Genomic DNA, 26367 nt, shown 5'->3' on the forward strand with positions numbered 1-26367 from the left:
GTGTGCCTGCACGGGCCGCTACGCCGTTCCCGGTCCGGGCTGTCGATGCGCTCATCCGACCATCCGTTCGGGGCCGGGGGCCTCGGCGTCGGCGATGCCCGCTCCACGCTGCGCACGCGCACGCTCCTGCTCACGCTCCAGTGCCCGCAGCGCCTTGCGTGTCATGGGGGGTGGGGCAGGGGCGGCGGGGGCGGGCGACCGGGGTGCGCTGATGGCAGGGGGCGGCGTCGGTTCGGGAGGCGGTGGGGGCGGGGGAGCCTGTAGTGGTACGGACGGCGGCAGGTCGATCATGGAGGGCGTATGCGCGGAAACCGCGCGAAGCGTGTGCGGCGGCCTGGAGGGGAGTGCCACCGCGCCCGGGGCCCCAGCGGGCTGCGGCTGGGGGAGCTGGGGCTGCTGGGGCTGGGGCTGCTGCGTCGGCGCCGGCTGCTGGGGCTGCTGCTGCGACGGCGCCGGCTGCTGGGGCTGCTGCTGCGACGGCGCCGGCTGCTGGGGCTGCTGCTGCGACGGCGCCGGCTGCTGGGGCTGCTGCTGCGACGGCGCCGGCTGCTGGGGCTGGGGCTGTGACGAGTACGGCAATGCCACCGATGCCGACTGGGCGGCGAGCTCATCCAGCTCGTCCAGGGTGACGCGTGAGGGATCCGGGCCCTCCCTGACATCGAGCACGGTCGCCCCGGCGGCCGGTCCGAGGTGCAGGAGTGGCAGCAGGGAGCGTGCTGTTCCGGTGGGTAGCCCGGCATCGGCGTCGACCGTGAGCAGGCCGAGCACCATGCCGCCGACGGCTCTGCCGTACAAGCAGTGAGTGACTGTCTGGGCTAGGAGCAGACCGGTCGCGACCAGCACTAGCAGGAGCCTGAGCAGTGCCGGGCCCGGCACCACCAGGCCAAGCGTCAGGGGTAGGACAACGACGGCCAGATCGATGCCGATGCTGGCCGCAATGCTCTGCCGAGAGGCTGCGCGGCAGCCGGCGGGAAGCGGTGGGCATGCCGGGGTTGAGGCCTGCGATGACCGTAAGGCCTGTGCAGTCAAGGGGTACCTCCTTTGCCGGGGCAGGGTGGCGCCACGTGCGAAGTGCAGGCGCCGAATGACAATCGCGTTTCGATCACGAGTATGGCACGGATGTGGCCATACTCGTATGTGGTATTGCATGCATTGCGGGAATCGGGGGCGCGATTGCGGTCGTGGCGTGGGGTGTGTGGCGTGCGTCCGGAGACCAGTGGATCCGGTTACGCCCGGGCCAGGGTCATGTCGCCCAGGCGGATCCATCCGCGGGCGCGCATGAACTCGCTGATCGCCAGGGTCAGCACCGCCGGGGCGACGAACTGGAACAGCACGATCATGGCCAGCAGCTGCGCCGTCGGCATGGTGCCGCTCATGGTCTGCCAGGTCATGAGCTGCCCGACTAGGCCCGCCGAGCCCATGCCCGAGCCGACCGCATTGGACTCCAGGTGCAGCACCGTCGTCGCCACCGGTCCGAGCAGCGCCGACGCCAGCGTGGGCGGCACCCAGATGAGCGGGCGCCTGAGGATGTTCGGCACCTGCAGCATGGAGGTGCCCAGCCCCTGCGCCAGCAGCCCGGACCACCGGTTCTCCCGGAAGGAGGCGACGGCGAAACCCACCATCTGGGTGGTGCAGCCGATCGTGGCCGCCCCGGCCGCGATGCCGGAAAGGCCCAGGATCACGCCGAGCGCGGCCGAGGAGATCGGCAGGGTCAGCACCATTCCCATGATCACGGCGACGATCACTCCCATGAGCAGCGGCTGCCGCTCGGTGCCCCAGTTGACCAGTTCCCCCAACGCCGTCATCGCCGAGGAGATGGGCGGACCGGCCAGCAGCCCGATGCCGCCGCCCACGACGATGGTGGTCAGCGGGGTCACCAGGATGTCGACCGGGGTGCGTCCCGAGACCAGGCGGCCGGCCTCAATGGCAAAACATGCGGCCACGAATGCCCCCAGTGGCTCACCCGGCCCGCGCAGCAGCAGGGCGGTGCCGGCGTCGTCGGTCAGGATGGCGGAGCCGGACAGCAGGCCGGAGGCCTGGGCGCCGATCTGCCCGACGGCGGCCGCGGAGACGATGACGAAGGTGTCGGCCCCGAGGCGCCGGGCGGTGCCCAGGCCGATGCCGGCGCCGGTGATGGAGGAGGCCACCCGGCCCATCAGCACGATGAAGCCGCCAGTGGCCCCGGGGATGAAGGAGCCGAGCTGGGTGAGGATCGTGCCGATGATCAGCGTGGCGAACAGCCCGTGCGCCATGCCGGTAAGCCCCTCGATGAGGAACCTGTTGCCGAATGCGCGCAGCCGGCCTGCCGGGCCGTGCGGCCAGGCGGCGGAGCCGACGTCTTTGGCGGGGGTGTTGGTGGGGGTGTTGGCGGGGGCGTTGGTGGGGGCGGTGGACTTGGGGGATGTGGGCATGGGAACCTCCCATGGGTGGCGGGGCGACGGCCTGCGCCCGCACGGGTGTCAAGACACTAAGAGGATAGTCGGGACCCGCCGGGTGTCATGACACAAGTGGCGTGAGCTGCCTCTCCCGTACTCGTGGGCTGCGGGCTCGGCCTGGCCGGCAGGAGGGAAACTGTCCGAAAACGGCACAAACCGCCCGGGTCCTGTCTTAGCTGATCGCGCGGAACCGCATGATTTCAACGATCCGCTGCCGCAGGGCAGGGGCCGCACCGGTCGTTTGTGCCGGATTCGGACATTCGTCCTTCGGAGTCGGCGGGTGTCAGCGCAGAATGCCGAGCTCGCCCAGACGCACCTGTATGTCATCCAGCTGGGCCTCGGTGTCGGCCTCGATGGTGTGGGCGTGCCAGCCATTGGTCAGCTCTGAGAGCGTGGAGGACTCGGTCATGCGCTCTAGGAAGAGGTCCAGCTCGGCGTGGTTGTGGATGAGGAGGTCCACGGTGATCTGGCCGTACAGGCGGTGCTCGATGATCGTGTCCAGGGCGGTACCGCCGGCGTCGATGATTGCGGACAGCTCTGCGGCCACCTGGTCGCGGCCGTGCTGGACGTGGAGGACGCGGCGCGGGCGGGAGCTGGGGCGTGCCAGCACGTAGCCGCGGTTCGTGGCGCGGATGGCGTGCCCGGCCGCGCGCAACAGGGCTACGTCGCCGACGACGATCTGCCGGGAGACGCCGAGCTGCTCGCCCAGCCATGCGGCCGCCAGGGGGGCGGTGGTTGTCTCGAGGCGGTTCAGGATCGCCTGCCGGCGCTCGGTTGCGTCCATAAGTCGTCTCGCGATCCTCTCGGTATGCGCACGCTGCCGCACGGTCGGCTCGTGTGAGCCGACTCATGTGAACGTAGCACGGTTGTGGCGGTGACGGAACGGCGGCAAGTGCGTCGGCGCGAGGGCGTGTGCGCCGGGCGGCGGCGTCGGCGCGAGGCATGTGTCTCATCGTCCTGCCCCGGGAGCTGTGGGCGGCGGCGTCGGCGCGAGGCATGTGTCTCATCGTCCTGCCCCGGGAGCTGTGGGCGGCGGCGTCGGCGCGACACGCCCGAGGCGCGATCATCCAGAGGGGAATTCACGCCACTTCATCCCCAGGCTGTGGACTGGGGGAGGGGTGGCCGTGGGGTGAGGTTGTGGGTTGTGCGGAGCTTAAGGGGGGTGAATTCGCGTCGGACCCCCGCGAGAGCATGGACGAGCCGATCCGGTACGGCCGCGGCGACGTCGTCGACGGCTGGGCCGGAGCTGTCGGCGCGGCCGTGGGCAATGCGGTTCCACAGTCGCGTCCACAGCGATCGGCGCACTGTCCACAGCTAGGAGGAGCTCTATGCACAACGACACGCCAGACACATCATCTTGGGGTGGTGGCGCACCGCGACCCCCAGGGGTAGTGTTTTGAACAGCAGGGGGCGCTTGCCCTCCCGAGAACTACATGCGTGTGATTACAGCCGGGTAGGTTCCTGCTTGTGGGAGACCTCCGGGGTGCGCACGCGCCCGAACCAGCAACCACTAACCGCCAGGAAGTGACCGACATGGCCATCACCGTCTACTCCAAGCCCAACTGCGTCCAGTGCTCCGCCACCTACCGCGCCCTGGACAAGGCCGGCCTGTCCTATGAGACGGTTGACATCACCCTCGACGCCGAGGCCCTGGAGCAGGTCCGCTCCCTCGGCTACGCGCAGGCGCCCGTGGTCATGGCCGGTGGCGAGCACTGGTCCGGCTTCCGCCCGGACAAGATCAAGGCTCTCGCCGTCGCCGCCGAGGCCGCCGCGATCTGAGTGGGGCCAGGCGTTCGTGAGTGACCGCCCCCTACTCGTCTACTTCTCCTCCACCTCGGAGAACACCCGTCGCTTCGTTGAGCGGCTCGGCTTCCCCAGTGCGCGCATCCCGCTGCGCCCTGGGGACGAGCCGCTGAGCGTCCACGAGGAATACATCCTCGTCGTTCCCACTTATGGAGGAGGCGCCATCAAGGGCGCCGTGCCCAAGCAGGTCATCAAGTTCCTCAATGACCCGCACAACCGGTCGCTGTGCCGCGGCGTCATCGCCTCGGGCAACACCAACTTCGGCGAGGCCTACGGCATCGCCGGTGACATCATCGCCAGCAAGCTGAACGTGCCCTTCCTCTACCGGTACGAGCTGCTGGGCACCCCCACCGACGTCGAACGCGTAAAAGAAGGATTGGACAAGTTTTGGCAGACACGCTGACGGCCCCGACGGGCGCCGAACCCAAGACCACGGTGTCCCCGGACCTCGACTACCACGCCCTGAACGCCAAGCTGAACCTGTACGACGCGAACGGCATGATCCAGTTCGACGCCGACCGCGAGGCCACGCGCCAGTACTTCCTCCAGCACGTCAACGACAACACCGTCACCTTCCCCTCCCTGGAGGAGAAGCTGGACTACCTGGTGCGGGAGGGCTACTACGAGCAGGAGGTGCTGGACCGCTACCGCCCCGAGTTCGTCAAGTCCGCCTTCGAGGCCGCCTACGCCTACGACTACCGGTTCGAGACCTTCCTGGGCGCCTTCAAGTACTACACCTCTTACACGCTCAAGACCTTCGACGGAAAGCGTTACCTGGAGCGCTTCGAGGACCGTGTGACCATGGTCGCCCTCGCGCTGGGCGACGGCGATGAGTCGCTCGCGCTGGACCTGATCGGCGAGATGATGTCCGGCCGCTTCCAGCCGGCCACGCCCACCTTCCTCAACGAGGGCAAGGCCCAGCGCGGGGAGCCCGTCTCCTGCTTCCTGGTGCGCATCGAGGACAACATGGAGTCGATCTCCCGCGGCATCAACTCCGCCCTGCAGCTGTCAAAGCGCGGCGGCGGCGTCGCCCTGCTGCTGAGCAACCTGCGGGAGATGGGCGCACCCATCAAGCGCATCGAGAACCAGTCCAGCGGCGTCATCCCGGTGATGAAGCTGCTGGAGGACTCCTTCTCCTACGCCAACCAGCTGGGTGCGCGCCAGGGCGCGGGCGCCGTCTACCTGCATGCCCACCACCCGGACATCCTGCGCTTCCTGGACACCAAGCGTGAGAACGCGGATGAGAAGATCCGCATCAAGACCCTCTCGCTCGGCGTCGTCATCCCGGACATCACCTTCGAGCTGGCCCGGGCGAACGAGGACATGTACCTGTTCAGCCCCTACGACGTCGAGCGCGTCTACGGGCTGCCCTTCGCGGACGTCAACGTCACCGAGAAGTACCGCGAAATGGTGGCGGACGACCGGATCCGCAAGGACAAGATCAACGCCCGCCAGTTCTTCCAGACGTTGGCGGAGATCCAGTTCGAGTCCGGGTACCCCTACGTCATGTTCGAGGACACGGTCAACCGGGCCAACCCGATCAAGGGCAAGGTGGTCATGTCCAACCTGTGCTCGGAGATCCTGCAGGTCTCTGAGCCCAGCGTTCTGAACGAGGACCTTTCCTACGCGCACGTGGGCAAGGACATCTCCTGCAACCTCGGCTCCCTGAACATCGCCAAGACCATGGACTCCCCGGACTTCGCCCGCACCATCCGTACGGCCGTGCGCGGGCTGACGGCGGTCTCCGACCAGACCGAATTGGAGTCGGTGCCGTCCATCAACCGCGGCAACCGTGAGTCCCACGCGATCGGTCTGGGGCAGATGAACCTGCACGGCTTCCTGGCACGCGAGCGCATCCACTACGGCTCCGAGGAGGGCCTGGACTTCACCAACGTGTACTTCGCCTCCGTGCTGTTCGCGGCCCTGACCGCCTCCCATGAGCTGGCCGTGGAGCGGGGGGAGACCTTCGTCGGCTTCGAGGACTCCAAGTACGCCAGCGGCGAGTTCTTCAGCAAGTACCTGAACCAGGACTTCGTGCCGGTCACCGAGCGGGTGCGCGAGATCTTCGCGGCGTCGTCCGTGCACGTTCCCACGCGCGCCGACTGGGCGGAGCTGGCGGAGAAGGTCAAGCGGGACGGCATCTACAACCGCAACCTGCAGGCGGTGCCGCCCACCGGCTCCATCTCCTACATCAACCACTCCACCTCCTCGATCCACCCGATCGTCGCCAAGATCGAAATCCGCAAGGAGGGCAAGATCGGGCGCGTCTACTACCCGGCGCCCTACATGACCAATGACAACCTCGAGTTCTACGAGGACGCCTACGAGATCGGCCCCGAGAAGATCATCGACACCTACGCCGCCGCCACCCAGCACGTGGACCAGGGGCTGAGCCTGACGCTGTTCTTCCCGGACACCGCCACCACCCGCGACGTGAACAAGGCGCAGATCTACGCCTGGCGCAAGGGCATCAAGTCGCTGTACTACATCCGCCTGCGCCAGGCGGCGCTCACCGGCACCGAGGTGGAGGGCTGCGTGTCCTGCATGCTGTGAGGCTGTGCGCGAACGAGGCCACTGAGCCAAGAGCGGTCCGGTGGCGATTCGGACGAGAGGTCGGATATCAGGCGAATCCGGTACGCGAAACCCGGCTCGCCCACCGTCCGGAAGGCTGCCGGGTTCGCTTCGCAGGGCTATTGCCCTGAGCGATGAACAGCTTACTTCGTCAGCGTCTACGGTGTCAGCGCCAGTTTCCCGGTAGGGCTAATCGTCGGCACCGAGGTGGAGGCTCGCGGGGTGTCTGCGGTCGGTTGGGAGTGATTTAGGTGGTGCGAGTGGCAGTTGCGTGTGTGACGTGTGGTGTTGTTGGGGTGCGCGGGGCTGGTGTGGTGCTCGCCGGATGGTCACAATTTGATCTACAGTACAAAGATTGGTACATTTTGACCCCGACTTTTCCGCATGACTTCGTTGAAAGTTGGTGGCTGGAGGGGCCTGGAGGGGTGTCGGTGGCGCTTGGCTTGTTTTCAACGAAAGGTGGTAGTTTTGGCTTGGTGCCGGTCGGTCCCGTGGGGTGCTTGCGGGGTCGGTGGCGATCTCGCCTCTGGAAGCGGCGGAATGACGCGGTTTCCAGGGGCAGGGGTCAGGAAGCACCTCGCACCTCAAGGTGCATTAAGACGAATCTCCGGGCGAACCCGGGAATTTCACTGGAGCGAGTCAGGAAGCACCTCGCACCTCAAGGTGCATTAAGACTTATTGCCCACGGAGCGTCACCGCCCCTCCAGTGCGCGTCAGGAAGCACCTCGCACCTCAAGGTGCATTAAGACTGCTTCGGAACCTCAGCCGCGCTCACCTCGTTAAGTCAGGAAGCACCTCGCACCTCAAGGTGCATTAAGACGCGGTGGATCGCGTAGGAGAACGCGGTTTTGCCGGTCAGGAAGCACCTCGCACCTTAAGGTGCATTAAGACGGGTGTGGTGTGCTCCACGGCCTCGACCGCGCTGAGTCAGGAAGCACCTCGCACCTTAAGGTGCATTAAGACCGTTGATGTCTACGGATTTGGGGTCTGAAAAGTCAAGTCAGGAAGCACCTCGCACCTTAAGGTGCATTAAGACGACGGCAACCAGTGCCAGTGCGGTGGCGATGAGCCCGTCAGGAAGCACCTCGCACCTTAAGGTGCATTAAGACCGCCGACCACGCTCGCATGGCGCGGAAGCGAGCAGCGTCAGGAAGCGCTTCGCACCTCTTGCTGGCCGGTTGGTCTCGGGGTTCCATCGTCGTTGCCGACGTTCTCCGGCGGCCGATCTCGGCGCCGGAGCCCGGCGATGAGATTAGTTGCCCGCATGCTGGCGGCCAGCGAGTGACGGTCCGGTGCCTCGCGTTGCCCGACGGGCCGAGCCGGAGTTGCGGGTCTGCACGCAAAGGCCCTTTGCATGCACTCGCCCAAATCCCGGTTTTCCTTGAAAACACGCGGAATCTACGTCAGGGGCGGAATCCGTTGGTATCGCTCCAGTGTGCGCCGAGGCCCGCGCCGCACGCTGGAGCACTGTCATGACACCAGCGTTGTTCATCAGATCCGCGGAATCACGCGGATTCCGCCAGGGTGCTCGCTCCTTAAGCGTGCGGACCCACTGTGCCAGCCCGCGCCACACCACCCAGCGAGCGCTCCGGCCACGCCAACCACCGACTCCAGCACCAGCACCACACCGATGCCGTCGGCGCAAGTCAGAACGAGCCACGCCAACCGCCGACTCCAGCACCCGCACCACACCCCCAAACTGGAACAGCGCGGAAAACCAGCGCACGGGTCCGGTCCGCACAATACGAAATACGACCTTGGGGTGCGTTCCACGACCCTGGGGTGGTCGTAAAACGCACCCCAAGGTCGCGTATAACGTCATGGAGGTCGCTGAAGCCCCCTACGGTCGCGGCACGCCGCCTGGTGCAACTACGGTGATGCGACTAATTCGGCCTTGGCCGCATTGCAGCGTGTCAGCAGTATGCGCCGTGGCGTCGGCGGACACGAGCAGGAGTGGGGTATGACCGCACGAGGGATACGGGGACGTCCCTAAGTGCGTGGGTTTCGAGTGCTTACTCAAGAAGACCGTGCAAGGGATACGGAGACGTCCCACTTGTTGCCGGGTGATGCCGGCACGTCGCTCGGGGCACGGGGGCTAGGTCATGTTGTGTTAGTGGTTTGTGCTGGTGGGGCGGTGCTGGCGATGTGGGTGCCTCCGGGCGGGCAGGCCTGTGTGCTCGGTGAAGATCGTTGTGCGCAGGGGCGTTTTCGCGGTGATGGGCGCCTGGTTGTCGGCGGCCGAGGGAGCGGGTGGGGCTGCGCCGCCGTGGTTGGACCGCTTACGCCCCGTTGGACCGCTTACGCCCCGTTGGACCGCTGTAACCAGCGGCTACGGCGGTCCAACGGGGGAACAGGGGTCCAACGGGGGCAGAGGGGTCCAACGGGGGCAGAGGGGTCCAACGGGGGCAGAGGGGTCCAACGGGGGCAGAGGGGTCCAACGGGCAGGCTCAACAGCCACACGCCGCCACCCAACCGCGCACCTCCACCCGAACACTTACACAACAGGTCCTAGTCGCTGACGGCGGCTCTTTCACGCAGCTGGCGGACCGTCGCCAGTGGGTCCTCCCCTTCGGGGAAGCCGCGCAGGCGCCAGTACATGGCGAGCACCGAACCGGTGATCGTGTGCCAGAAGGTCGCCACGGCGCACGGCGCCGCCACCGCGGCGCTGAGGTAGGTGGCGGCGAGCGTGGAGCCGAGCCCTGCGTTCTGCAGGCCGGTCTCGATGGAGATGGTGCGTCGGTCACGACGAGAAACCCCGATGAGCCGTGCCACCGCGTAGCCCAGGCCATAGCCGATGGCGTTCTCGATGGCGATCGCAACGAACATCAGCAGCCCGGCAGTGGCGATCAGCGCCTGGCTGCGGGAGACCACCGCGGCCACCACCCCGGCGATGGCGATCACTGACACCCACGGCATGATCGGCTGGACCCGCGCGACCTGCCGGTGCGCGAACATGTTCAGCAGCAGTCCGGCCCCCACCGGCAGCAGCACGATCTGCACAATGGACAGCGCCATCGACCCCGCGGGTACCTCCATGTAAGTACCCGCCAGCCACAGGGTGAGCAGCGGGGTGACGACGGGGGAGAGCATGGTGGACAGTGCGGTCATGGACACGCTTAACGCAGTGTTGCCCTTGGCCAGGAAACTGCACACATTCGACGTCGTGCCGCCCGGCACGCAGCCGATGAGGATGATGCCCACCTTGAGCTCATCCGGCAGCGGGACCAGGTGCGCCACGGTCCATCCCACCAGTGGCATGACCGAGAACTGTGAGAGCACGCCGAGCACCACCGGCACCGGGTGCCGGGCGATCATGGTGAAGTCCGGTACCGATAGGGTCATGCCCATGCCCAGCATGGTCACTGCCAGCAGTGGCGTCATGTAGTTGGAGAGCGGCACGAAGGTGTCGGGGAGGAAGAACGCTGCTAGGAAGGCCGCGAACATAATCAGGGGGAAGACGGCGACCGCAATCCGGGCGCTGCGCTCCTGGCGCGCATCGGCGACGGCGGCGCGTCGGGCCTCGGTGTGCTCGGCACCTGCGCGGTCGGGGTCGCTCTCGCCTCCACGGCGGGGGGCGAGCTGGTTGGTGGCGGGCGGCGCGGGCCGCGTGCCGGCGTCATTGGCAGGGGGAGTCATGGGATCCTCGGAGGACGAGATGCGGAGTGGGTATCCGCCTTCACGGTAGGCTCCGCCGCGCCCCGACGACGCCGCAGTCCAACCGGTGGACGTGCCCCGCGCGGTGGCCCGGTATCGGCGTCGGCCATTGTGCCGCCTTGTGCCGCTGCGCTCCTGGCAGCGGCCTGGACGCCGCGTCGAGCCGGAGGCGCGCGGACTCGCGCCCCTGCCCTTCGGAGGGTAGGGCAGGGGCGCGTTCGCCGTTGATGGTGGGCGGCATGAGCCCGCGGCGGCCGGGCCGCCCGGCCGCGCGGCGGCTCGGCCGCTTGGCGGCTGGGGCGGTCAGCCGCCCGGATTCTGGGCTGTCTGCTGCCCGGCCGCGCGGCAGCTCCGCCCCCGGCGGTGCGGCCGTCGACCGGGTCTCAGCCCTCGCGGTGGAAGCGCTCCTTGAGTCGGGCGATGCGCTCCTCCCGGGCCTCCTTGCGCTCCTTACGGCGCTCCTCGCGCATGACCCGGGTGGCCTCGCGGTGGGCGGCCTCGGCGGCTTCCTGTGCGGCCTCCAGCTCGGCCAGCACCTCGTCGGCGGGACGCCGCACCACGACGCCGTCCAACGGGGCGACCAGCCCGTCCAGCACCTCCTCCGCATACTCGCGGGCCTCGGCGAAGATCGCCGTCGTCCCCGCGGGCAGGCGCGAACTGAACTCCCCGATGGCGGTCTCCGCCCGGTTCACCCGCTCGACGTCCACGAAGCCGCCGGCCAGGGCGCCCGCACCCCAGCCGAGCAGCATCCCCAGCGGCCCGCCCAGGATGCCGACGACCATCCCGATCAACCCGCCGGAGAAGGCGCCGTCCCCGATGCGGTAGTCCGCACCCTCGGCCAGGTGCAAGTGGCCGTCCGGTTCCCGCTCGGCGATGATGGCGGCCGGGACCGAGATCCTGTCCGCCTGTGCCGCCTGCCGAATGTCGCTGAGGGCCTCATAGGCCTTACTGGACTCCGCGAAGGTGATGACGACGAAATTGTGCGCGGTCATGATGCTGACTCCTGCCTGGTAGAGGATGAGGATCCGCTGACGGATCGATGACGAGGAAAGTAAACAACCGGGCTTGCGAGAACGCGCCGGAATCGGAGCCGCCTCCAGGGATCTGCTGCGGTATTCATGGTAATAGTTCGGGATAGTCCGAGGGTCCTCTCCGACTGCTCGAAGAATGCAATCAGGGACTGGATGGCCGTGGCCGCTGAGGCGTCCGGGATCCGGTATTCCATGAGAAGTCGATCAGGTAGCAGAAAGAACCGCCGACGACCATGCCGTTGTGGATCCACTGCTACGCAACAGCCTGCTGGTATTGGCCTTCATACTGGTGGGAGCATGCTTCTCCGCCGCCGAGATGGCGCTGGTGTCCCTGCGCCCCACCCAGGTTGACGAGCTCGCGCGCCGCGGCGGTGCCGGAGAGGTGATCAAGCGGCTGACCGCGGACTCCAACCAGTTCCTGTCGGCCGTCCAGGTGGGCGTCACAATTGCCGGCTTCTTCTCCGCGTCATTCGGGGCCGCCCAGATCGCCCCGGAGCTGGCACCCGCCCTGGCCGCAGCTGGGCTCGGGGAGGCCGCGGCCTCGGTGACAGCCCTCATCGGCGTCACCCTGGTGATCTCCTACCTGTCGGTGGTGGTGGGGGAGTTGGTGCCCAAGCGCATCGCCATGCAGTCCGCCCGGACCGTGGCGCTCCTGGCCGCCCGTCCGCTCGCCGCCATCACTGCGGCACTGCGGCCGGTCATCTGGCTGCTGGGCGTGTCCACCAACGGCTTGCTGCGAATGCTCGGTCGCGACCCGACGATTCGGTCCGAGTCCGTGGGCCCGGGGGAGCTGCGCACCCTGATTCTGGCTCAGGAGGGCCTGGGCGTGGAGGAGCGGCGAATGGTCGTGGACCTGTTGTCGGTGGGGGAGCGCACCGTGGCGGAGGTGATGACGCCGCGCACCGAGGTCGAGTTCGCCTGCGCGGACCTGTCCGTGGCCGAGGCCCGCGCGGCACTCGCCGGCCTGGAGCACTCCCGCTACCCGGTGCGCCGGGGCCGGGATGACGACGACGTCGTCGGCTATGTGCACCTGCGGGACCTGATCACGCCCGCCGATGACTCGCTGACCGTGGGCGAACTGGCCCGCAACATCCTGCTGCTTCCGGCGACCGTGCCCGTGGTGTCCGCCCTGACGCAGATGCGTACCGCCCACGCTCACATTGCGCTGGTGGTGGATGAGTACGGCGGTACGGACGGGATCGTCACCCTGGAGGACGTCGTTGAGGAGTTCACCGGGCCGATCGCCGACGAGTACGACCGGGAGGAGCCCGCCGTCGAGCGCCGCGGCGACGCCGTCGTCATCGACGGCCTGGCCGGGCGCGCCGAGGTGGCCCGGGAGCTGGGGCGGGCGCTGCCCGACGGCCCCTTCGACACCGTCGGCGGCTTCATCATGGCCGAGCTGGGCCGTGTGCCGCGGGCGGGCGACGTCGTCTCCTGTGGTGGCCTGCGGCTGAACGTCGTCGCCATGGACGGCCGCAGGGTGGGCCGGGTGCAGGTGACCCTCCCCGACCCGCCGGCGGCCCCCATCCAGGGGTGAGACGTCAAGACGCGTGCTGACCGGTCGGGCGCTCGTTCAGACGCCACACTGCGCACGACAGTGCGGCGGCAAAGGCGGTCCAGGCCGCATAGGGCGCCAGGGCCACGCCGCGTGCCCTACTGACTTTGAATACGCGGCGGGTCAGGTCGGCCGAGCTGGCGGCAAGGGCTCCGGCCCAGACGGCGGCCGCGGCCGGCTGCTTGGCCTGGAAGAAGACCCAGCTCCAGCCGCCGTTGAGCGCCAGGTTCGCGACGGTTGCGGTCAGGAACCGCCTGGCCTCCTTGTTGCTGCCCATAATCTCGCCGGCCTCCCACAGGTCGGCCAGGGTGAGTCCGGTGGTCAGCGCAATATCCGTGTACAGCGTGGACCAGGCGATCGGGAATGCCTCATTGGGCGGATTCCAGTCGGGTTTCTTGAGGCTGGCGTAGTACTCGCTCCTGGGCTCCGAGGCGGCTGTGCCGACCGCTGCGGTCGCCGCCACCAGGGCGGAGGTGGTCAGTAGCGCCTTCAGCTTCAGATGTGCCATTGGGCGGCCCTCCATCGTGCTCGCGTGCTCGCTTTTCGAGTACTGCCGCAATGAGGCTATGGATTCCAATTGGGGTCGGCCTCGGCGCAACCGCACAAATGCGCGCGAAGGTCCCGATTATCTCCGTGGGGACGCCTGGGGAATGGCTGGCGGGGCAGGGGCCGTGGCGATGCGGCATTGGCCCGAGCGGCCGACGGAGCCGGCCCGGAAGTCGGCCTGGCCCACGGGCCGGAGCTGCCAGATCTCATTGCAGCGGTGCGCGCAGGCTGCCACCATGCGGGCGTTGGGTAAGTCCACGGTGCGTACCCAGTGGCCGGCGTCGGCGGCGCTGCGGCCGAAGTCCTGGTGCCGGGACACCAGGCGGGAGATCAGCTCCGCCTCGGGCACGTCTAGGAAGATCAGCAGATCAATCCGCTCACGGGCGCCGGCCCAGTCGCCGCGGTTCAGGGCCAGGTAGTTGCCCTCGGTGACCACGACGCCGGGCCCGCTCACCAGCGCGCCGGCCGCCACCGGTTCGTGCAGGTCGCGCCGGTACACCGGTGTCAGGACGTCCGGGCAGTCGGGGGCGCGCACCCGGTCGAGCGCGGACAGGTAGCCGGCGACGTCGAAGGTGTCCGGGGCGCCCTTGCGGCCGTGGCGACCCAGCGCGTCCAGCACCGCGTTGGACATGTGGAATCCGTCCATGGGAACGACACCGGCGAGCAACTGGCGCTGCCGCAGACGTTCTTCCAGGTCCGCTGCGAGTGTGGACTTGCCGGCCCCGGGTGCCCCGGTCAGCCCGACGACGAGGCGCCCGTCGCCGGTGCGGGTCGTGGTGCCGCGTAGGCGAGTGGCCAGGCGTTCCACCAGGCCGGTGAGCAGTTGCTCGGCGGGGCCGGTGTGCATGATCGGCGAGGTGGGCATGGAGCGATTATCGGATACGAGGGCGCAGGACGCCGCGGTGTAGGCGTTCCGCCTGAGCACTTTCACGCAGATGAGGCAGGTACCGGTTGGTCCAGGTGCGCAGAAGTCGCTCAAGCGCATATGTGTGTGGCGGGCTCGGCTTCGAACGGAGCCGAGCCCGCCATCAGGCAGTCCCGTGTAGGACTGCCGAGGTCGATTGCGTGGATGTGATTGTCGGGTCAGGCCCGCCTGCGCGCAACCGTGGCTGAGATTCCAGCGAACAGGAGAACCGCGGCGACCGTCGCAAGCGACGTGGCTCCTGCGCCGGTCTTAGCAAGCTTCGCGCGCGAGGTCGACTTCGTGGCGGGGCTGGACGGCTTGCCGGGTGAGGACGGTGTCACTCCGGGCGTGGTTCCGGCGCTGGGCTCGACGGTGGGTTCCACGGTTGGCTCGGTGGTCGGTTCGACCGTGGGCTCGGTGGTGGGTTCCACGGTCGGCTCCTCCGAAGGTTCGACGGTCGGTTCGACGGTGGGTTCGACCGTGGGCTCGGTGGTCGGTTCGACGGTCGGCTCCTCCGAAGGTTCGACGGTCGGTTCGACGGTGGGTTCGACCGTGGGCTCGGTGGTCGGTTCGACGGTCGGCTCCTCCGAAGGTTCGACGGTCGGTTCGACGGTGGGTTCGACTGTCGGCTCGGTGGTGGGTTCCACGGTGGGCTCCTCCGAAGGCTCGACGGTCGGTTCGACCGTGGGTTCTACGGTGGGTTCGGTGGTCGGTACGACGACCGGTTCATCCGGGAAGGCGTTGGTCGCCACGATCTTCACCGTCGCGGCCGCATCGATGGGGAATGTCAGCGACACCCCGTTCTCGACCGGCGTCGCCGTCGCCCCCTCCACCTCGTAGGAGACGCTTACGTCCTCGGGCAGATCCTTCTCGATGATCTGGCAGGTGGCGGAGGACTTGGTTGTCACCGGCGTCGTGGTCTGCCCCGCCTGAATCGCCGGCAGGTCAATGAAGTCGGCGGACAGGCACTTGTAGGAGAACTGGTAGGAGGCGTCGGCTGGCGCCGCGGTTCCGGTCGTGACCTTCTCGATCGTGAAGGACGCCCGGTGGCCGGATCCGGTCCCGCCGCTGTTGGGCAGCTCGACGCGCCCGACCACCGTGGCCGGCTCGCCGTCCTCGGCCACCGAGATCGTGGCGGTGTTGACCAGCTCATCCAGGTCGGCGACCTCCGGGCCGACGTCGGCGCGCAGGTCGATCTGGAGAGATTCGTGAGCGGGCTGGTAGCGCCCGTCGGCCATGGGGCTGAAGACGATGCGCACGCCGCCGCCGGTGGTCTGTGCGCAGGACCAGCGGGTGGAGTCGATCTCGTGGTCGTAAACCACCTCGGTGTGCGGGTAGGGGGTGCGGTCGTAGATCTTCGCGCCCTCGCAGGTCATGGTGAGCCCTTCACCGCCGACGTCCTCAACGACCAGCGGTTCGTAAACGTCCTGCGCGGTGGTGCCGACGTAAATGCTCCAGCGAGAGCTGCTGATGTCGGCGTCGTACACACCGGTCTTGCCGCTGGACTGGTCGACACCGGAAGGGCCCGGGCCCACGTAGGTACCAGGAAGCTGGAAGCTCTGGCCGCAGGAGGTGAAGGTCAGGGTGTAGTCTCCGCCCGCCTCATCGACTGCGGAGCGGTCCCAACCCAGGGTCACCCAGGCCGAGCCGGTGATGTCGCCGTAGGTGTCGGCATACTCGGACAGGACGAAGTTGAGCGTCTTGCCGGACCACGTGGCGCGTCCGACGACGCCGCCGTCCGGTGCCGTCAGATCAAAAGAACTCGGGCCGCGGTTCTCCAGCTCTGCCGGCAGGGTCAGCGTGAAGCTGTCCCCGGAGCTTGCGGTGGCGGGCGCAGTCCAGGTCAGGTTGGCGCGCACCAGGCCGGAGGCGTCGGAGACATAGGTGCCATTGGATACGTGGGTGCCTTCCCGCCAGGCGACGGAGGTGACGGAACCGGCGCAAGTGGCTGCGACCGTGTCGGTTTCCGCAGCGTCGCCGACCGTGTTGTCGGCCGCAGCGGACGCAGCACTTGGAGCGGCAAGAGCTAGCACGAGAGCTGCGGCGCAGGCGAGTGAGCGTAACGCCTTCATTGTGTTTCCCTTCGATGAATCGGGGGATCTGTCACTGAGTGCGGCACCCATCGAAGCACGGGATTAGTCACGAGCTTGCCAGCATCGAGTGGCGAAAGCCTGCCATGGCATACGCGCGTCACGCGGTTTACGGCACGTCGGACGCGTCGTCCGCCTGTGGCAGCCAACCCAGTCGAACCGCCTGCATCCCCAACTGGAAACGGCTCTGTGCACCCAGCAGACGGTTTAGTTCGGCGATTCGTCGGGCTACCGTCCGCAGGCTCATGCCGGTCTGCCGTGCAATAGCCTCATCGGTCATACCGGAGGCGAGCGCCCACACCAGCTCCCGGTTGTGCGGCAGCGCCTCCTCGGCGGACAGTGCCCGCGGCATCGGTACGGCCGTGCGCCACAACTGTTCGAACAGTGCGCCGAAGGTCGCCACCACCTCGGTGTCAGTGATGCGGGTGGCGACGACTCCGTCGTCGGCGTCGGAGCGCAGGATGAGCGCCGTCGTCTCGTCGGCGAGGAGCATGCGGAAGGGGAGCCGGTCCACGAAACGGGCCTGTTCGCCCTGACGGATGGATTCGGCGACCACGCGGAAGTAGGCCGGCTCGTGCAGCGAGGCCATCTCGTACAGGGCGCGGTGGCGCACGCCGCGGCGCAGCGACTCCGCCTGCATGCTCGCCTGCTTCCCTGAGGAGGTCAGGTACGGCGCGCGATCCATCCCCCGGAACTCGGCGCGGGCGGTGGCAAAGAGCTGGTTGAACATGGCGATCGCCCGCTGCGGGGACCGGGTCGTTTCCACCGGATGCCGACCGCCCTGCTCGAGCAGGTCCAATTCCAGGGCGGCGGTCTCGGCGCGGCGGGCGTCCTCCCGATACCGCTTCTCTAGGTCGCGTAATGCGCGGGCCGCTGAGCGCGGGTTCACCACCCCGTCGGCTACGGCGGCCAGGTCCGCTTCAATGAGCTCTGAGAGAGCGGGGTCCTCGGCGTCTGCGGCGTGGAGTTCGCCGTCCAGCAGCGATAGGTACAGGGACTCGGCGGCGTCGCTGATGCCGAGTCCGGCGAGTAAGCGGTGAGCCGCCCCGACCTCCGAATCGCTCATATGCGTGATGCTAGCGGTGAATATGGGGGCGTTGCTGGGAGCGAGCTTCATGGAATCGGGGCGGGGCCGGGCTTTGCACGAACTTGGGCTGCATTCCACGACCCCGGGGTGGTCGTGGAACGTACCCGAAGGTCGTGGAACGTCGCCGGGGGTCGTGGAGCGCGCCGTCGAACGAAGCTTTGGAGAGGCACACATGAGTTGGATTAATGCTGGCGGCCTCACGGTTGCCCAATAGCGGGCCGACGCCGCTCCCCCGCCGCGACTTGAAGCGCTGCTGCGTCTCTCCCCATTCACCCAAGCACTCAGGAGGCTCCATGACGGACTGGATCACCCCACCCACCGACGGCGGGGAGCGCCTCGCCGGCACCGGCCCGGCGCTGCTGACCGCCGACCGCGTACTGACCGGACGCCGCGGCGACGCCGTCGGCAGCCTCGAGGCCATCGGTGAGGAGGACCCGGCCGGCGGCGCCGTCTTCATTGACGGCGCCCGTATCCGCGGCGTCGGCCCCACCACCGAGCTGACCGCCAGGCTCGGCGAACTGGCCGAGGCGGCCGGGACTGCGCCCGCGCAGGTGCACCGCGTCGACCTGCCCGGCACCACCCTCATGCCCGGGCTCATCGAGACCCACGCACACCTGCCCACCTCCGGCACGGACGTGGAGTACCCCGACTACGGGGAGCACGACGTCGCCCGGCTCACGTTGAACGCCGCCCGCTCGGCCCGGGAGCTGCTGTCCCTCGGCGTCACCAGCGTGCAGAGCCTGGGCGCCCGCCACTACGTGGACGTCGCCCTGCGCGACGCCATCAACAACGGTGACCTGCGCGGCCCCCGCATCACCGCCTCCGGGCCGCAGATCACCGTCACCGCTGGCCACGCCCACCACGCCGGCGGCGAGGCGGACGGCCTGGATGAGATCCGCCACCAGGTGCGGCTCCACCACAAGCGGGGCGTCGACACCATCAAGGCGATGGCCACCGGCGGCTTCACCACCTCCGGCTCGGTGCCCTGGCTGGCGCAGTTCAGCCAGGAGGAACTCACCGTCATGTTCGCCGACGCCCACCGCCTGGGGAAGTGGACCGCAGCCCACGCCCACGGCACCCAGGGCATTGAGCGGGCGGTGCGCGCCGGCGTCGACTACCTCGCGCACGCCTCCTTCATCGGCCCCGCCGCCCGCTCCGAACCCGACCCGCGCCTGGCCGACGAGATCGCCGCCGCCGGCGTCTACGTGGACTGCACCGTCACCGCCGAGCTGCCCCGCATGATCGCCCGCGACGACGCCTTCGCCCCGCCCGCCCGCATGCTGTGGGAGCACGGCGTGAGAATCGTCGCCGGGCACGACGCCGGCATCCCCGGCGTCCCGAACCGCGGCTACGTCGGCGGCCTCGAGGCACTGGAGGCAGTCGGCCTGCCCCGGGCCGAGGTGCTGCTCGCCGCCACCTCGCGGGCCGCCGCCGGAATCGGCCTGGCGGGCGTGACCGGCGTGCTCGCACCCGACTTCGACGCCGACCTGATCGCCGTCGCCGGGGACCCGCGCACCGGCCTGGGCGTGCTGCGCGACCTGCGGCTGGTGGTCAGCCGGGGACGCGAGTTCATCCCCGACCGCGTACCCGGGCTCGCACACCGCACCGACCTCGACGCCTTCACAGGGCCGGGCGCGGTGCTCGGGGCCTGGCGGAACCGGGACGTGCTGCGCGCCCGCCACCCGGAGGTGTGAGGCGCGTCCGTGCCCGTGCCGCCCGGACGGGTGCTGATTCGATGACTGCCGGTGCGCGCGGCACAATCAGTGCCATGAATCGCCCCGTCCGCGACCTCAGCCGGCCCACCACGCCCAGCTCCGCCGTGCAGTCCCGCATGGCCGAGGAGACCGCCGCCCGCCGCCGCGGCCGGGCCCGCCCCCGCGCTCGCGGAGGATGCCGGCGCCGCCCCGGGCCTGCGCAGCGAGCTGGCCGCCGTCGTCGACTCCCTCGCACCGGAGCTCGTGGCCCTGTCCCAGGATCTGCACGCCCACCCGGAGGTCGGCTACGCCGAGCACCACGCCGTCACCGCCGTCGCCGAACTGCTGCGCGCCCATGACGTCACCCCGAGCGTGGGCGTGTACGGCATGGACACCGCCCTGCGCGCGGAGATCGGTGCCGACGCCGCCGCAGAGCGCGGGGAGCGGCAAGACGCCGGAGCGCCCCAGCCGCCCGCCAGCCCCCACGTCCCGACCATGGCGATCCTCGCGGAGTACGACGCCCTGCCCGGCGTCGGCCACGGCTGCGGGCACAACGTCATGTGCGCCAACTCGGTGGGCGCCTTCCTCGCCCTGGCCGGGCTCGAACGCCGCCGCCCCGGCGTCCTGCCCGGCCGCGTCATCCTGCAGACCACCCCCGCCGAGGAGTCCGACACCGCCAAGGAGATCCTCGCCCAGCGCGGCATGCTCGACGGCGTCGACGCCGCCATCCAGACCCACGCCTACGCCCACGACCTGGCCGACCAGACCTGGCTGGGCGTGCGCCGCATGAGCGCCGTGTACACCGGCATCCCCTCCCACGCCTCCTCCCAGCCCTTCATGGGCCGCAACGCCCTGGACGCCGCCACTCTGGCACTGACCGGCCTGGGCCTGCTGCGCCAGCAGATACTGCCCATGGACCGGGTCCACGCCGTCGTCGACGACGGTGGGCGGGTCGCCAACGTGATCCCCGAGCGCGCGGAGCTCAACCTCATGGTCCGTTCCAAGTACCCCGAGACGCTCAAGGACCTGGTGGGGCGCGTGGAGGACCTGCTGCGCGGGGCGGCGCTAATGACCGGCACGGGGGTGGAGATCATTACCGACGCCAACACCAATCAGATGCCGGTGCGCTCCAATGGCCCGCTGTTGCAGGCCTGGGTGCGTTCCCAGCGGGAGCGCGGCCGCGACCCGCTGCCCGCCGGGGTGGTGCCGGAGACGATCGCCGCGGGCACCGACTTCGGCAACGTGTCACTGCGCGTGCCCGGTATCCACCCGCTCATCAGGGTCACCGACCGCGACGACGTCGCCCTGCACACCCGCGAGATGGCCGCGGCCGCCGGCTCGCCCACCGGTGACGCCGCCGCCGTCGACGGCGCATACGGGCTGGCCGCCGTCGCCCTGGACTGGCTGCACGACGCCGACCTGCGCGACGCCGTGCGCGCCGACTTCGAGGCCGCCGGCGGGCCCGTGGACGTGGCCGGATTCTGGGAGGAGTGAGCCGGAGCGAGGCAGCGCCGTGGCGGCGCGCCCCTGGCGGGGTCGGCCGCAGTAGTGCGCAGCCGATCCGCCGCGGTGCGTGCAGCGCCGCCCTGGTCCCGGACCACCGCGGCGCGTCGACCTACTCGGCCAGTGCCTCGCGCATGACGTCCAGGCCCACGCTGCCCAGCCGCAGCGCCCGGGTGTGGAAGTCCTTCAGGGACTCCCCTCGACCCAGCGCCTCATCGCGGGCCGCCTCCCACAGCCGCTGGCCGACCGCGTATGAGGGCGCCTGCCCCGGCCAGCCCAGGTAGCGGTCCAGCTCGAAGCGCAGGAAGGACTCCGTCATCGCCACGTTGTGGCGCAGGAAGGCCCAGGCCGAGTCGGCGTCCCAGACGCCGTCGCCGACGCCGGGCAGCTCCGCCAGCTCCGGCGGACGCCGCTTACCCAGGTGCACGCCGATGTCCAGCACCACGCGGGCGGCCCGCAGCCGCTGGGAGTCGAGCACGCCCATGCGGTCGCCCGGGTCGTCCTGGAAGCCGAGGTCCGCCATCAGCTGCTCGGCGTACAGGGCCCAGCCCTCACCGTGACCACTGACCCAGCAGGCCAGACGCCGCCAGGCGTTGAGCTCGTCGCGCACATAGGTCTGCATACCGACCTGCAGGTGGTGGCCGGGCACGCCCTCATGGAAGACGGTGGTGCGCTCCTGCCAGGCGGCGAAGGTGTCGGTACCCTCCGGCACCGACCACCACATGCGGCCCGGCCGGGTGAAGTCGTCGCTCGGACCCGTGTAGTAGATGCCGCCGGTGGCCGACGGCGCAATACGGCACTCCAGGGTGCGCAGCGGGGCGGGGATGTCGAAGTGGGTGCCGTCCAGGGCTGCGATGGCATCATCCGCGGTGCGCTGCATCCATGCCTGCAGGGCGGCGGTGCCGTGGATGGTACGCGCCGGGTCCGCCTTGAGCCGGTCCATCGCCTCGCGCACGCCCACGCCCGCGCCGTACAGGTGCGCGGCGATCTCCTGCTGCTCGGCGTCGATGGCGGCCAGGCGCTCGCGGCCCCACTCGTAGGTCTCATCCAGGTCGACCACGGCGCCCAGGAACTCGCGACTGAAGCGGGCGTAGCGCTCGCGGCCCACGCCGTCCACCTCGCCGGCGAGCGGCGCGATCTGTTCGCCCAGGAAGTCGGCGATGCGGCTGTAGGCGCCGCGGGCCTGCGCCGAGGCGTCGCGCAGGTCCGCGCGCAGCGACTCGGGCAGGGGAGCGCCGTCGGCGGTGGTGGCGGCGTCGATGAGCGCCGTGTAGGAGCTGGAGGACTCCGTCGCCTGGGTGCGGGCCTGGCCGATGCAGGCCTCGACCTGGCGGCGGGCGGCCACGTCGCCGCGGCTCGCGGCCAGGCGCAGCGAGTCGGCGTACTCCTTCAGGGCGCGGGGCACGTCGCGCAGGCAGGCGGCGAAGTCCGCCCAGTCGGACTCGGTGGCGGTGGGCAGGTTGTCGAACAGGTCCCGCAGGTTCTGAATCGGGGAGGCGATGTTGTCCAGGCTGCGCAGCGCCTCTCCGGCCTCGGCGGCCTCTATGGCGACGCCCAGCCGCTCGCGCATGGCGGCCACGGTGACCCGGTCGATCGCGTCCACCGGTTCGACCTGCTCCAGCTCGGCGAGCGTGCGGCGGTCCAGGTCGGTCAGTGCAGCGAGCGCCTCGGGGGAGTAGCCGTCCAACTCGCCGCGGCGGCCGGGCAGGCCCACGGACACGGCGAACTCGGGGGACAGGTCCGCCAGGTTCTCCACGTAGCGCTCGGCGACGGCATCGACGTCGGTGGGGCGGCGGGCGGAACGGTCGACGGGTTGGACCGCAGCGGGCGCCGCGGAGGGGATGTCGGAGGGAGTCTCGGTCATGGGCTGAGATTAGGGCATAGGGAGGTTGCGCCTGCGCCTCGACGAACTCGCGGGGAACCGCGGCGTCGCGGATGGTGAGGCTCCGTCTGGTGGGGTGCGGCGGCTGGGCCTTGTGATGGATGCCTGGGCCTGTAGCGTTCAGGGCGCGTGTGCAGGGGCCGCTGGGAGGTGCACCGCCATCGCTGGTCTCCTGGGGGTGGGTCTGATACGCCACTTCGCCGGTGGCTCCGCCGGTTAGGGGTCTGCTGCATACCTCGAAGGCCTTCAGCAGACGGTTAAGTGGCACGGCAGACGACGGCACCGCTAGACGCGAGCCCGCGGCGCTGGCCACAGGGCGACCGGTGTGCTGAGTGTGTCTGCGGGGGCTGGCCCACGACGCCGGGCACGGGCCGGATGAGCTGCTGGGCGTGTTCTCCGGATGGGCTTGGTGCGTAAGCCAGTGCAGTGCGGCGGTGTAGGCCGTGGCGGGGTGGTTTGGGGCAGAACAGCGTCGTGGGTCGGCGGTGCTCGGCTGACGGTTCGTACCTTTGCACCGGCGATTCGTACCTTCTTGCGACGGTTCGGCACTTAGAGGTACGTGCCGTTGCAAGAAAGTACGAATCGTTGACCAGAAGGTACGTACCGTCGCATCAAGGTACGAATTGTCGGCCCGAGGGTACGTCCCGTCAGACGAGCACCCGAGCGCTTCAGCAAGGATGCCCACAACCACCACCGGGACCTCACCCGCACACCACCACACCCACAAACGCGACGACCCTCGATCTGGGGTGTAGCGATCGGCTGTTGTCGTCGGCTCAGGGGTCAGGTCATCGCCGAGCCGCTTGGCGGCTGTCGGAGGCGTCGGCGGACGCGGACGAGGCGTCGCCCGCCGGGCCGATGGACGGCAGCCACACGCGGACGACGGCGGCGAAGCCCGCCAGCGCAGCGACGGCGACAACGACCCCAAGTACCCCGGAACCCGTCGCCGAGAAGGCCACGTATCCGAGCAGCGCCGCCGCCGCGCTGGCCCCCGCATAGGGCAGTTGCGTGTTGACGTGCGTGATGTGGTTGCAGCCCGCACCGGTGCTGGACAGGATCGTCGTGTCCGAGATCGGGGAGCAGTGGTCGCCCCAGACGGCGCCTGCGAGGACAGCACCGAACGCGGGAATCAGCAGCTCGCCGCCGCCCGCGACCGCCCCCATGATCTCCCCGGCGATCGGCAGCAGGATCCCGAAGGAACCCCAGGACGTGCCGGTGGCGAACGCCATGGCGCCTGCCACGACGAACAGCATCGGGATGAGCCACCGCGCCGACACCGCGGTCGACTCCACCAGCGAGCCGAGGTACGCCCCCGTGCCGAGCTCAGAGATCAGCGACCCCAGCATCCAGGCGCACAGGAGGATCCTGATGGCGGGAAGCATGGAGCGCGCGCCCTCGACGACGCCCCGGGCGGCGGTCTTCGCCTCGAAGACCGGGTCTTCGTGCGTGAAGTGGAAGTAGTAGAAGGCGGCGGTCGCAAGCCCGAGCATGCCGCCGATGTTGAGGGCGAGGGCGACGTCGGTCTCGGCGAGCATCTCGAGGAGGGACCATGAGCGGGAGGCGTGATGCCCCGTCAGCAGGATCCCGCCGACGACGCCGGCCACCAGGACGGCGAAGGGCACGATGAGCGCGCGCATCGCCCCCGGCTCGTGGCGCGGCAGCGAGTCGGTGAGCTGCCCCGGGATCTGCTCGTCGGGCGCGTACAGGCCGCCCGTGGCCACGGCGCGGCCCTCCTCCCGCCGCATCGGGCCGAAGTCGATCTCGAAGAAGACGGTTACCCACAGCAGGATCAGGGCGGCGATGGCGTAGTAGTTCATCCCCGCGGACCGCATGAAGGCACCGGCGTCGGATGCATTGACGCCGACGGCGGCCACGATCGGCCCCATGATGCCGATGATCGACGCACCCCAGCTGGAGAACGGGGCGAGCACGGCGACGGGGGCGGAGGAGGAGTCGATCAGGTAGGCGAGCTTCGCCCGCGACACCCGCTGCCGGTCGGAGACTGGGCGGGCCACCTGCCCGACGGCCAGGGCGTTGAAGTAGTCGTCGACGAAGATCGCCGTGCCCAGCGCCGCCGCGAGGATTTGGGCGCCGCGCCGGGTGCGGACCCGTGTCATCGCCCATTCGGCGAAGGCCTGGGTGCCGCCGGACATCAGCACCAGGGAGGTGATCACGCCGAGGGTCAGCAGGAAGGCCAGGATGAGGACGTAGTAGGAGTTGACCGCCCCGTCCGACCAGAAGATCTGGAAGAAGGCCTCCCACACCTTGATGGCGGTGCCGACGACGCCGCCGTCGGCGACCAGTGCGGCAGCGGCCAGGATGCCCACGGCCAGGGAGGAGATGACCTTCTTCGTGCCGATGACCAGCGCAATCGCCAGGAGCGGCGGGACGAGGGACAACACCGGGTAAGACTCGATCATCAACAGTTCCGTTCGTTGCATGCCGGGAGGCACCAGGCTAAGGCATCGTCCGTGCACATCTGTGGGGCCCTTGCGCCTATTCCCGCCATGAGCAGGCCCCGGCCGCGGGGCATCTCACGTCGGCGCGGCCGGGAGCGCGGCGCCGTCGTCGGTAGCATGAGTGGCCTCAACTGAGCACACCCGGGAGGACCCCATGCCTGAGCCCATCAAGCTCATCGACCGCGTCCAGGCCATCAACTGGAACCGGCTCGTCGACGACAAGGACCTGGAGGTCTGGGACCGGCTCACCGGCAACTTCTGGCTCCCGGAGAAGGTGCCGCTGTCCAACGACGTCCAGTCCTGGGCCACCCTGAACCAGGCCGAGCAGAACATGACCACGCGCGTGTTCACCGGGCTGACCCTGCTGGACACCATCCAGGGCACCGTCGGCGCCGTCTCCCTCATCCCGGACGCCCGCACCCCCCACGAGGAGGCGGTGCTGACCAACATCGCCTTCATGGAGTCGGTGCACGCCCGCTCCTACTCCTCGATCTTCTCCACCCTGATCTCCACCGCCGAGATCGACGAGGCCTTCCGCTGGAGCGAGGAGAACGAGAACCTCCAGCGCAAGGCCCGCATCATCCTGGACTACTACCGCGGCGACGACCCGGAGAAGCGCAAGGTCGCCTCCACCATGCTGGAGTCCTTCCTGTTCTACTCCGGCTTCTACGCCCCCATGTACTGGTCGGCGCACGCCAAGCTCACCAACACCGCCGACCTGATCCGCCTGATCATCCGCGACGAGGCCGTGCACGGCTACTACATCGGCTACAAGTACCAGCTGGCGGTGCGCGAGGCCTCCCCGGAGCGCCAGGCCGAGCTGAAGGACTACACCTTCGAGCTGCTCATGGAGCTGTACGACAACGAGGAGCAGTACACCGAGGACCTCTACGACGAACTCGGCCTGACCGAGGACGTGAAGAAGTTCCTGCGGTACAACGCCAACAAGGCGCTGATGAACCTCGGCTACGAGGCGCTGTTCCCGGCCGACACCACCGACGTCAACCCGGCGATCCTCGCCGCGCTCTCGCCCAACGCGGACGAGAACCACGACTTCTTCTCCGGCTCCGGCTCCTCCTACGTCATCGGCACCGCCGAGGCCACGCAGGATGAGGACTGGGACTTCTAACAGGGGCCATTGAGACGCCCCAGG

17 protein-coding genes, 2 pseudogenes and 1 CRISPR repeat array are annotated in these 26367 nt (G+C 69.1%); of the genes and pseudogenes, 9 read left to right on the forward strand and 10 right to left on the reverse strand.

All coding sequences use genetic code 11. From position 1 onward, the window contains the following. Positions 1 to 300: 300 nt before the first annotated feature. Positions 301 to 567 (forward strand): hypothetical protein, encoded by a 267-nt coding sequence (locus E4J16_RS15010; RefSeq protein ID WP_168709435.1) that lies wholly within the window; start codon positions 301 to 303, stop codon positions 565 to 567. 659 nt (positions 568 to 1226) lie between these two features. On the opposite strand, the gene E4J16_RS00890 is transcribed toward E4J16_RS15010, so the two are convergent. Together E4J16_RS00890 and E4J16_RS00895 are read right to left on the reverse strand one after the other, a co-directional pair. Beyond that, a complete protein-coding gene (locus tag E4J16_RS00890; protein WP_136312982.1) occupies positions 1227 to 2411 on the reverse strand; it encodes a PTS sugar transporter subunit IIC in 1185 nt (394 codons plus the stop codon). Positions 2412 to 2718: 307 nt separating this feature from the next. Beyond that, positions 2719 to 3219 carry a transcription repressor NadR gene (locus tag E4J16_RS00895; RefSeq protein WP_136312983.1) on the reverse strand — a complete coding sequence of 167 codons (501 nt, stop codon included), beginning with the start codon at positions 3217 to 3219 and terminating at the stop codon, positions 2719 to 2721. Between the two features lie 749 nt (positions 3220 to 3968). Here E4J16_RS00895 and nrdH point away from each other — a divergent pair. Genes nrdH through nrdE form a run of 3 tightly spaced genes read left to right on the forward strand, consistent with a single transcriptional unit; the run spans position 3969 to position 6791 of the window. Then, positions 3969 to 4214 carry a glutaredoxin-like protein NrdH gene (gene nrdH / locus E4J16_RS00900; protein ID WP_136194068.1) on the forward strand — a complete coding sequence of 82 codons (246 nt, stop codon included), beginning with the start codon at positions 3969 to 3971 and terminating at the stop codon, positions 4212 to 4214. Positions 4215 to 4230: 16 nt separating this feature from the next. Beyond that, complete coding sequence (gene nrdI, locus E4J16_RS00905) at positions 4231 to 4641, forward strand: class Ib ribonucleoside-diphosphate reductase assembly flavoprotein NrdI (RefSeq protein WP_136194069.1); 411 nt, start codon at positions 4231 to 4233, stop codon at positions 4639 to 4641. Beyond that, positions 4626 to 6791, forward strand: coding sequence for a class 1b ribonucleoside-diphosphate reductase subunit alpha (nrdE, locus tag E4J16_RS00910; protein WP_136312984.1), 2166 nt, complete (start codon positions 4626 to 4628; stop codon positions 6789 to 6791). The genes nrdI and nrdE overlap by 16 nt, the downstream gene beginning before the upstream one ends. Before the next feature lie 582 nt (positions 6792 to 7373). Then, positions 7374 to 7918: a CRISPR direct-repeat array (repeat unit 37 nt; unit sequence GTCAGGAAGCACCTCGCACCTCAAGGTGCATTAAGAC). Positions 7919 to 9317: 1399 nt separating this feature from the next. Here nrdE and E4J16_RS00915 read toward each other — a convergent pair. Together E4J16_RS00915 and E4J16_RS00920 are read right to left on the reverse strand one after the other, a co-directional pair. Then, positions 9318 to 10445 (reverse strand): bile acid:sodium symporter family protein, encoded by a 1128-nt coding sequence (locus tag E4J16_RS00915; protein ID WP_136312985.1) that lies wholly within the window; start codon positions 10443 to 10445, stop codon positions 9318 to 9320. A gap of 401 nt (positions 10446 to 10846) precedes the next feature. Continuing rightward, complete coding sequence (locus E4J16_RS00920; RefSeq protein ID WP_136194072.1) at positions 10847 to 11455, reverse strand: DUF1269 domain-containing protein; 609 nt, start codon at positions 11453 to 11455, stop codon at positions 10847 to 10849. Between the two features lie 280 nt (positions 11456 to 11735). On the opposite strand from E4J16_RS00920, the gene E4J16_RS00925 reads away from it, so the two are divergent. Beyond that, positions 11736 to 13031: a hemolysin family protein gene (locus E4J16_RS00925; RefSeq protein WP_136312986.1), complete on the forward strand. Its 1296-nt coding sequence runs from the start codon at positions 11736 to 11738 to the stop codon at positions 13029 to 13031. Positions 13032 to 13035: 4 nt separating this feature from the next. Here the strand turns inward: E4J16_RS00925 and E4J16_RS00930 are convergent, their stop codons facing one another. Further along, on the reverse strand, positions 13036 to 13557 hold the full coding sequence (locus E4J16_RS00930; protein WP_204519898.1) for a TspO/MBR family protein: 522 nt from the start codon (positions 13555 to 13557) through the stop codon (positions 13036 to 13038). 117 nt (positions 13558 to 13674) lie between these two features. Then, positions 13675 to 14460 carry a nucleoside/nucleotide kinase family protein gene (locus tag E4J16_RS00935; protein ID WP_136194074.1) on the reverse strand — a complete coding sequence of 262 codons (786 nt, stop codon included), beginning with the start codon at positions 14458 to 14460 and terminating at the stop codon, positions 13675 to 13677. Between the two features lie 459 nt (positions 14461 to 14919). Here E4J16_RS00935 and E4J16_RS16140 point away from each other — a divergent pair, with 459 nt between their 5' ends. Beyond that, the gene (locus E4J16_RS16140; RefSeq protein WP_420809334.1) at positions 14920 to 15339 is read left to right on the forward strand and encodes a hypothetical protein; all 420 of its coding nucleotides are present in this window, start codon (positions 14920 to 14922) and stop codon (positions 15337 to 15339) included. A 773-nt stretch (positions 15340 to 16112) separates the two neighbouring features. Here the strand turns inward: E4J16_RS16140 and E4J16_RS16145 are convergent. Together E4J16_RS16145 and E4J16_RS00945 are read right to left on the reverse strand one after the other, a co-directional pair. Further along, positions 16113 to 16622 (reverse strand): annotated as a pseudogene (locus E4J16_RS16145) (Ig-like domain-containing protein); the annotation flags it as partial. A gap of 76 nt (positions 16623 to 16698) precedes the next feature. Beyond that, on the reverse strand, positions 16699 to 17655 hold the full coding sequence (locus tag E4J16_RS00945) for a helix-turn-helix domain-containing protein (protein WP_136194075.1): 957 nt from the start codon (positions 17653 to 17655) through the stop codon (positions 16699 to 16701). A gap of 314 nt (positions 17656 to 17969) precedes the next feature. On the opposite strand from E4J16_RS00945, the gene E4J16_RS00950 reads away from it, so the two are divergent. Continuing rightward, complete coding sequence (locus tag E4J16_RS00950; protein WP_204519900.1) at positions 17970 to 19370, forward strand: amidohydrolase family protein; 1401 nt, start codon at positions 17970 to 17972, stop codon at positions 19368 to 19370. A gap of 74 nt (positions 19371 to 19444) precedes the next feature. Beyond that, a pseudogene (locus E4J16_RS00955) lies at positions 19445 to 20864 on the forward strand (amidohydrolase). A gap of 121 nt (positions 20865 to 20985) precedes the next feature. On the opposite strand, the gene E4J16_RS00960 reads toward E4J16_RS00955, so the two are convergent. Continuing rightward, positions 20986 to 22737, reverse strand: a complete 1752-nt coding sequence (locus E4J16_RS00960; RefSeq protein WP_136312988.1) for a DUF885 domain-containing protein — start codon at positions 22735 to 22737, stop codon at positions 20986 to 20988. Between the two features lie 806 nt (positions 22738 to 23543). Beyond that, positions 23544 to 25175, reverse strand: a complete 1632-nt coding sequence (locus E4J16_RS00965; RefSeq protein WP_136312989.1) for a Na+/H+ antiporter NhaC family protein — start codon at positions 25173 to 25175, stop codon at positions 23544 to 23546. 193 nt (positions 25176 to 25368) lie between these two features. On the opposite strand from E4J16_RS00965, the gene nrdF reads away from it, so the two are divergent. Continuing rightward, positions 25369 to 26343 carry a class 1b ribonucleoside-diphosphate reductase subunit beta gene (gene nrdF, locus E4J16_RS00970; RefSeq protein ID WP_136194080.1) on the forward strand — a complete coding sequence of 325 codons (975 nt, stop codon included), beginning with the start codon at positions 25369 to 25371 and terminating at the stop codon, positions 26341 to 26343. Positions 26344 to 26367 lie beyond the last annotated feature (24 nt).

The organism is Actinomyces procaprae, assembly GCF_004798665.1.
GTDB lineage: Bacteria > Actinomycetota > Actinomycetes > Actinomycetales > Actinomycetaceae > Actinomyces > Actinomyces procaprae.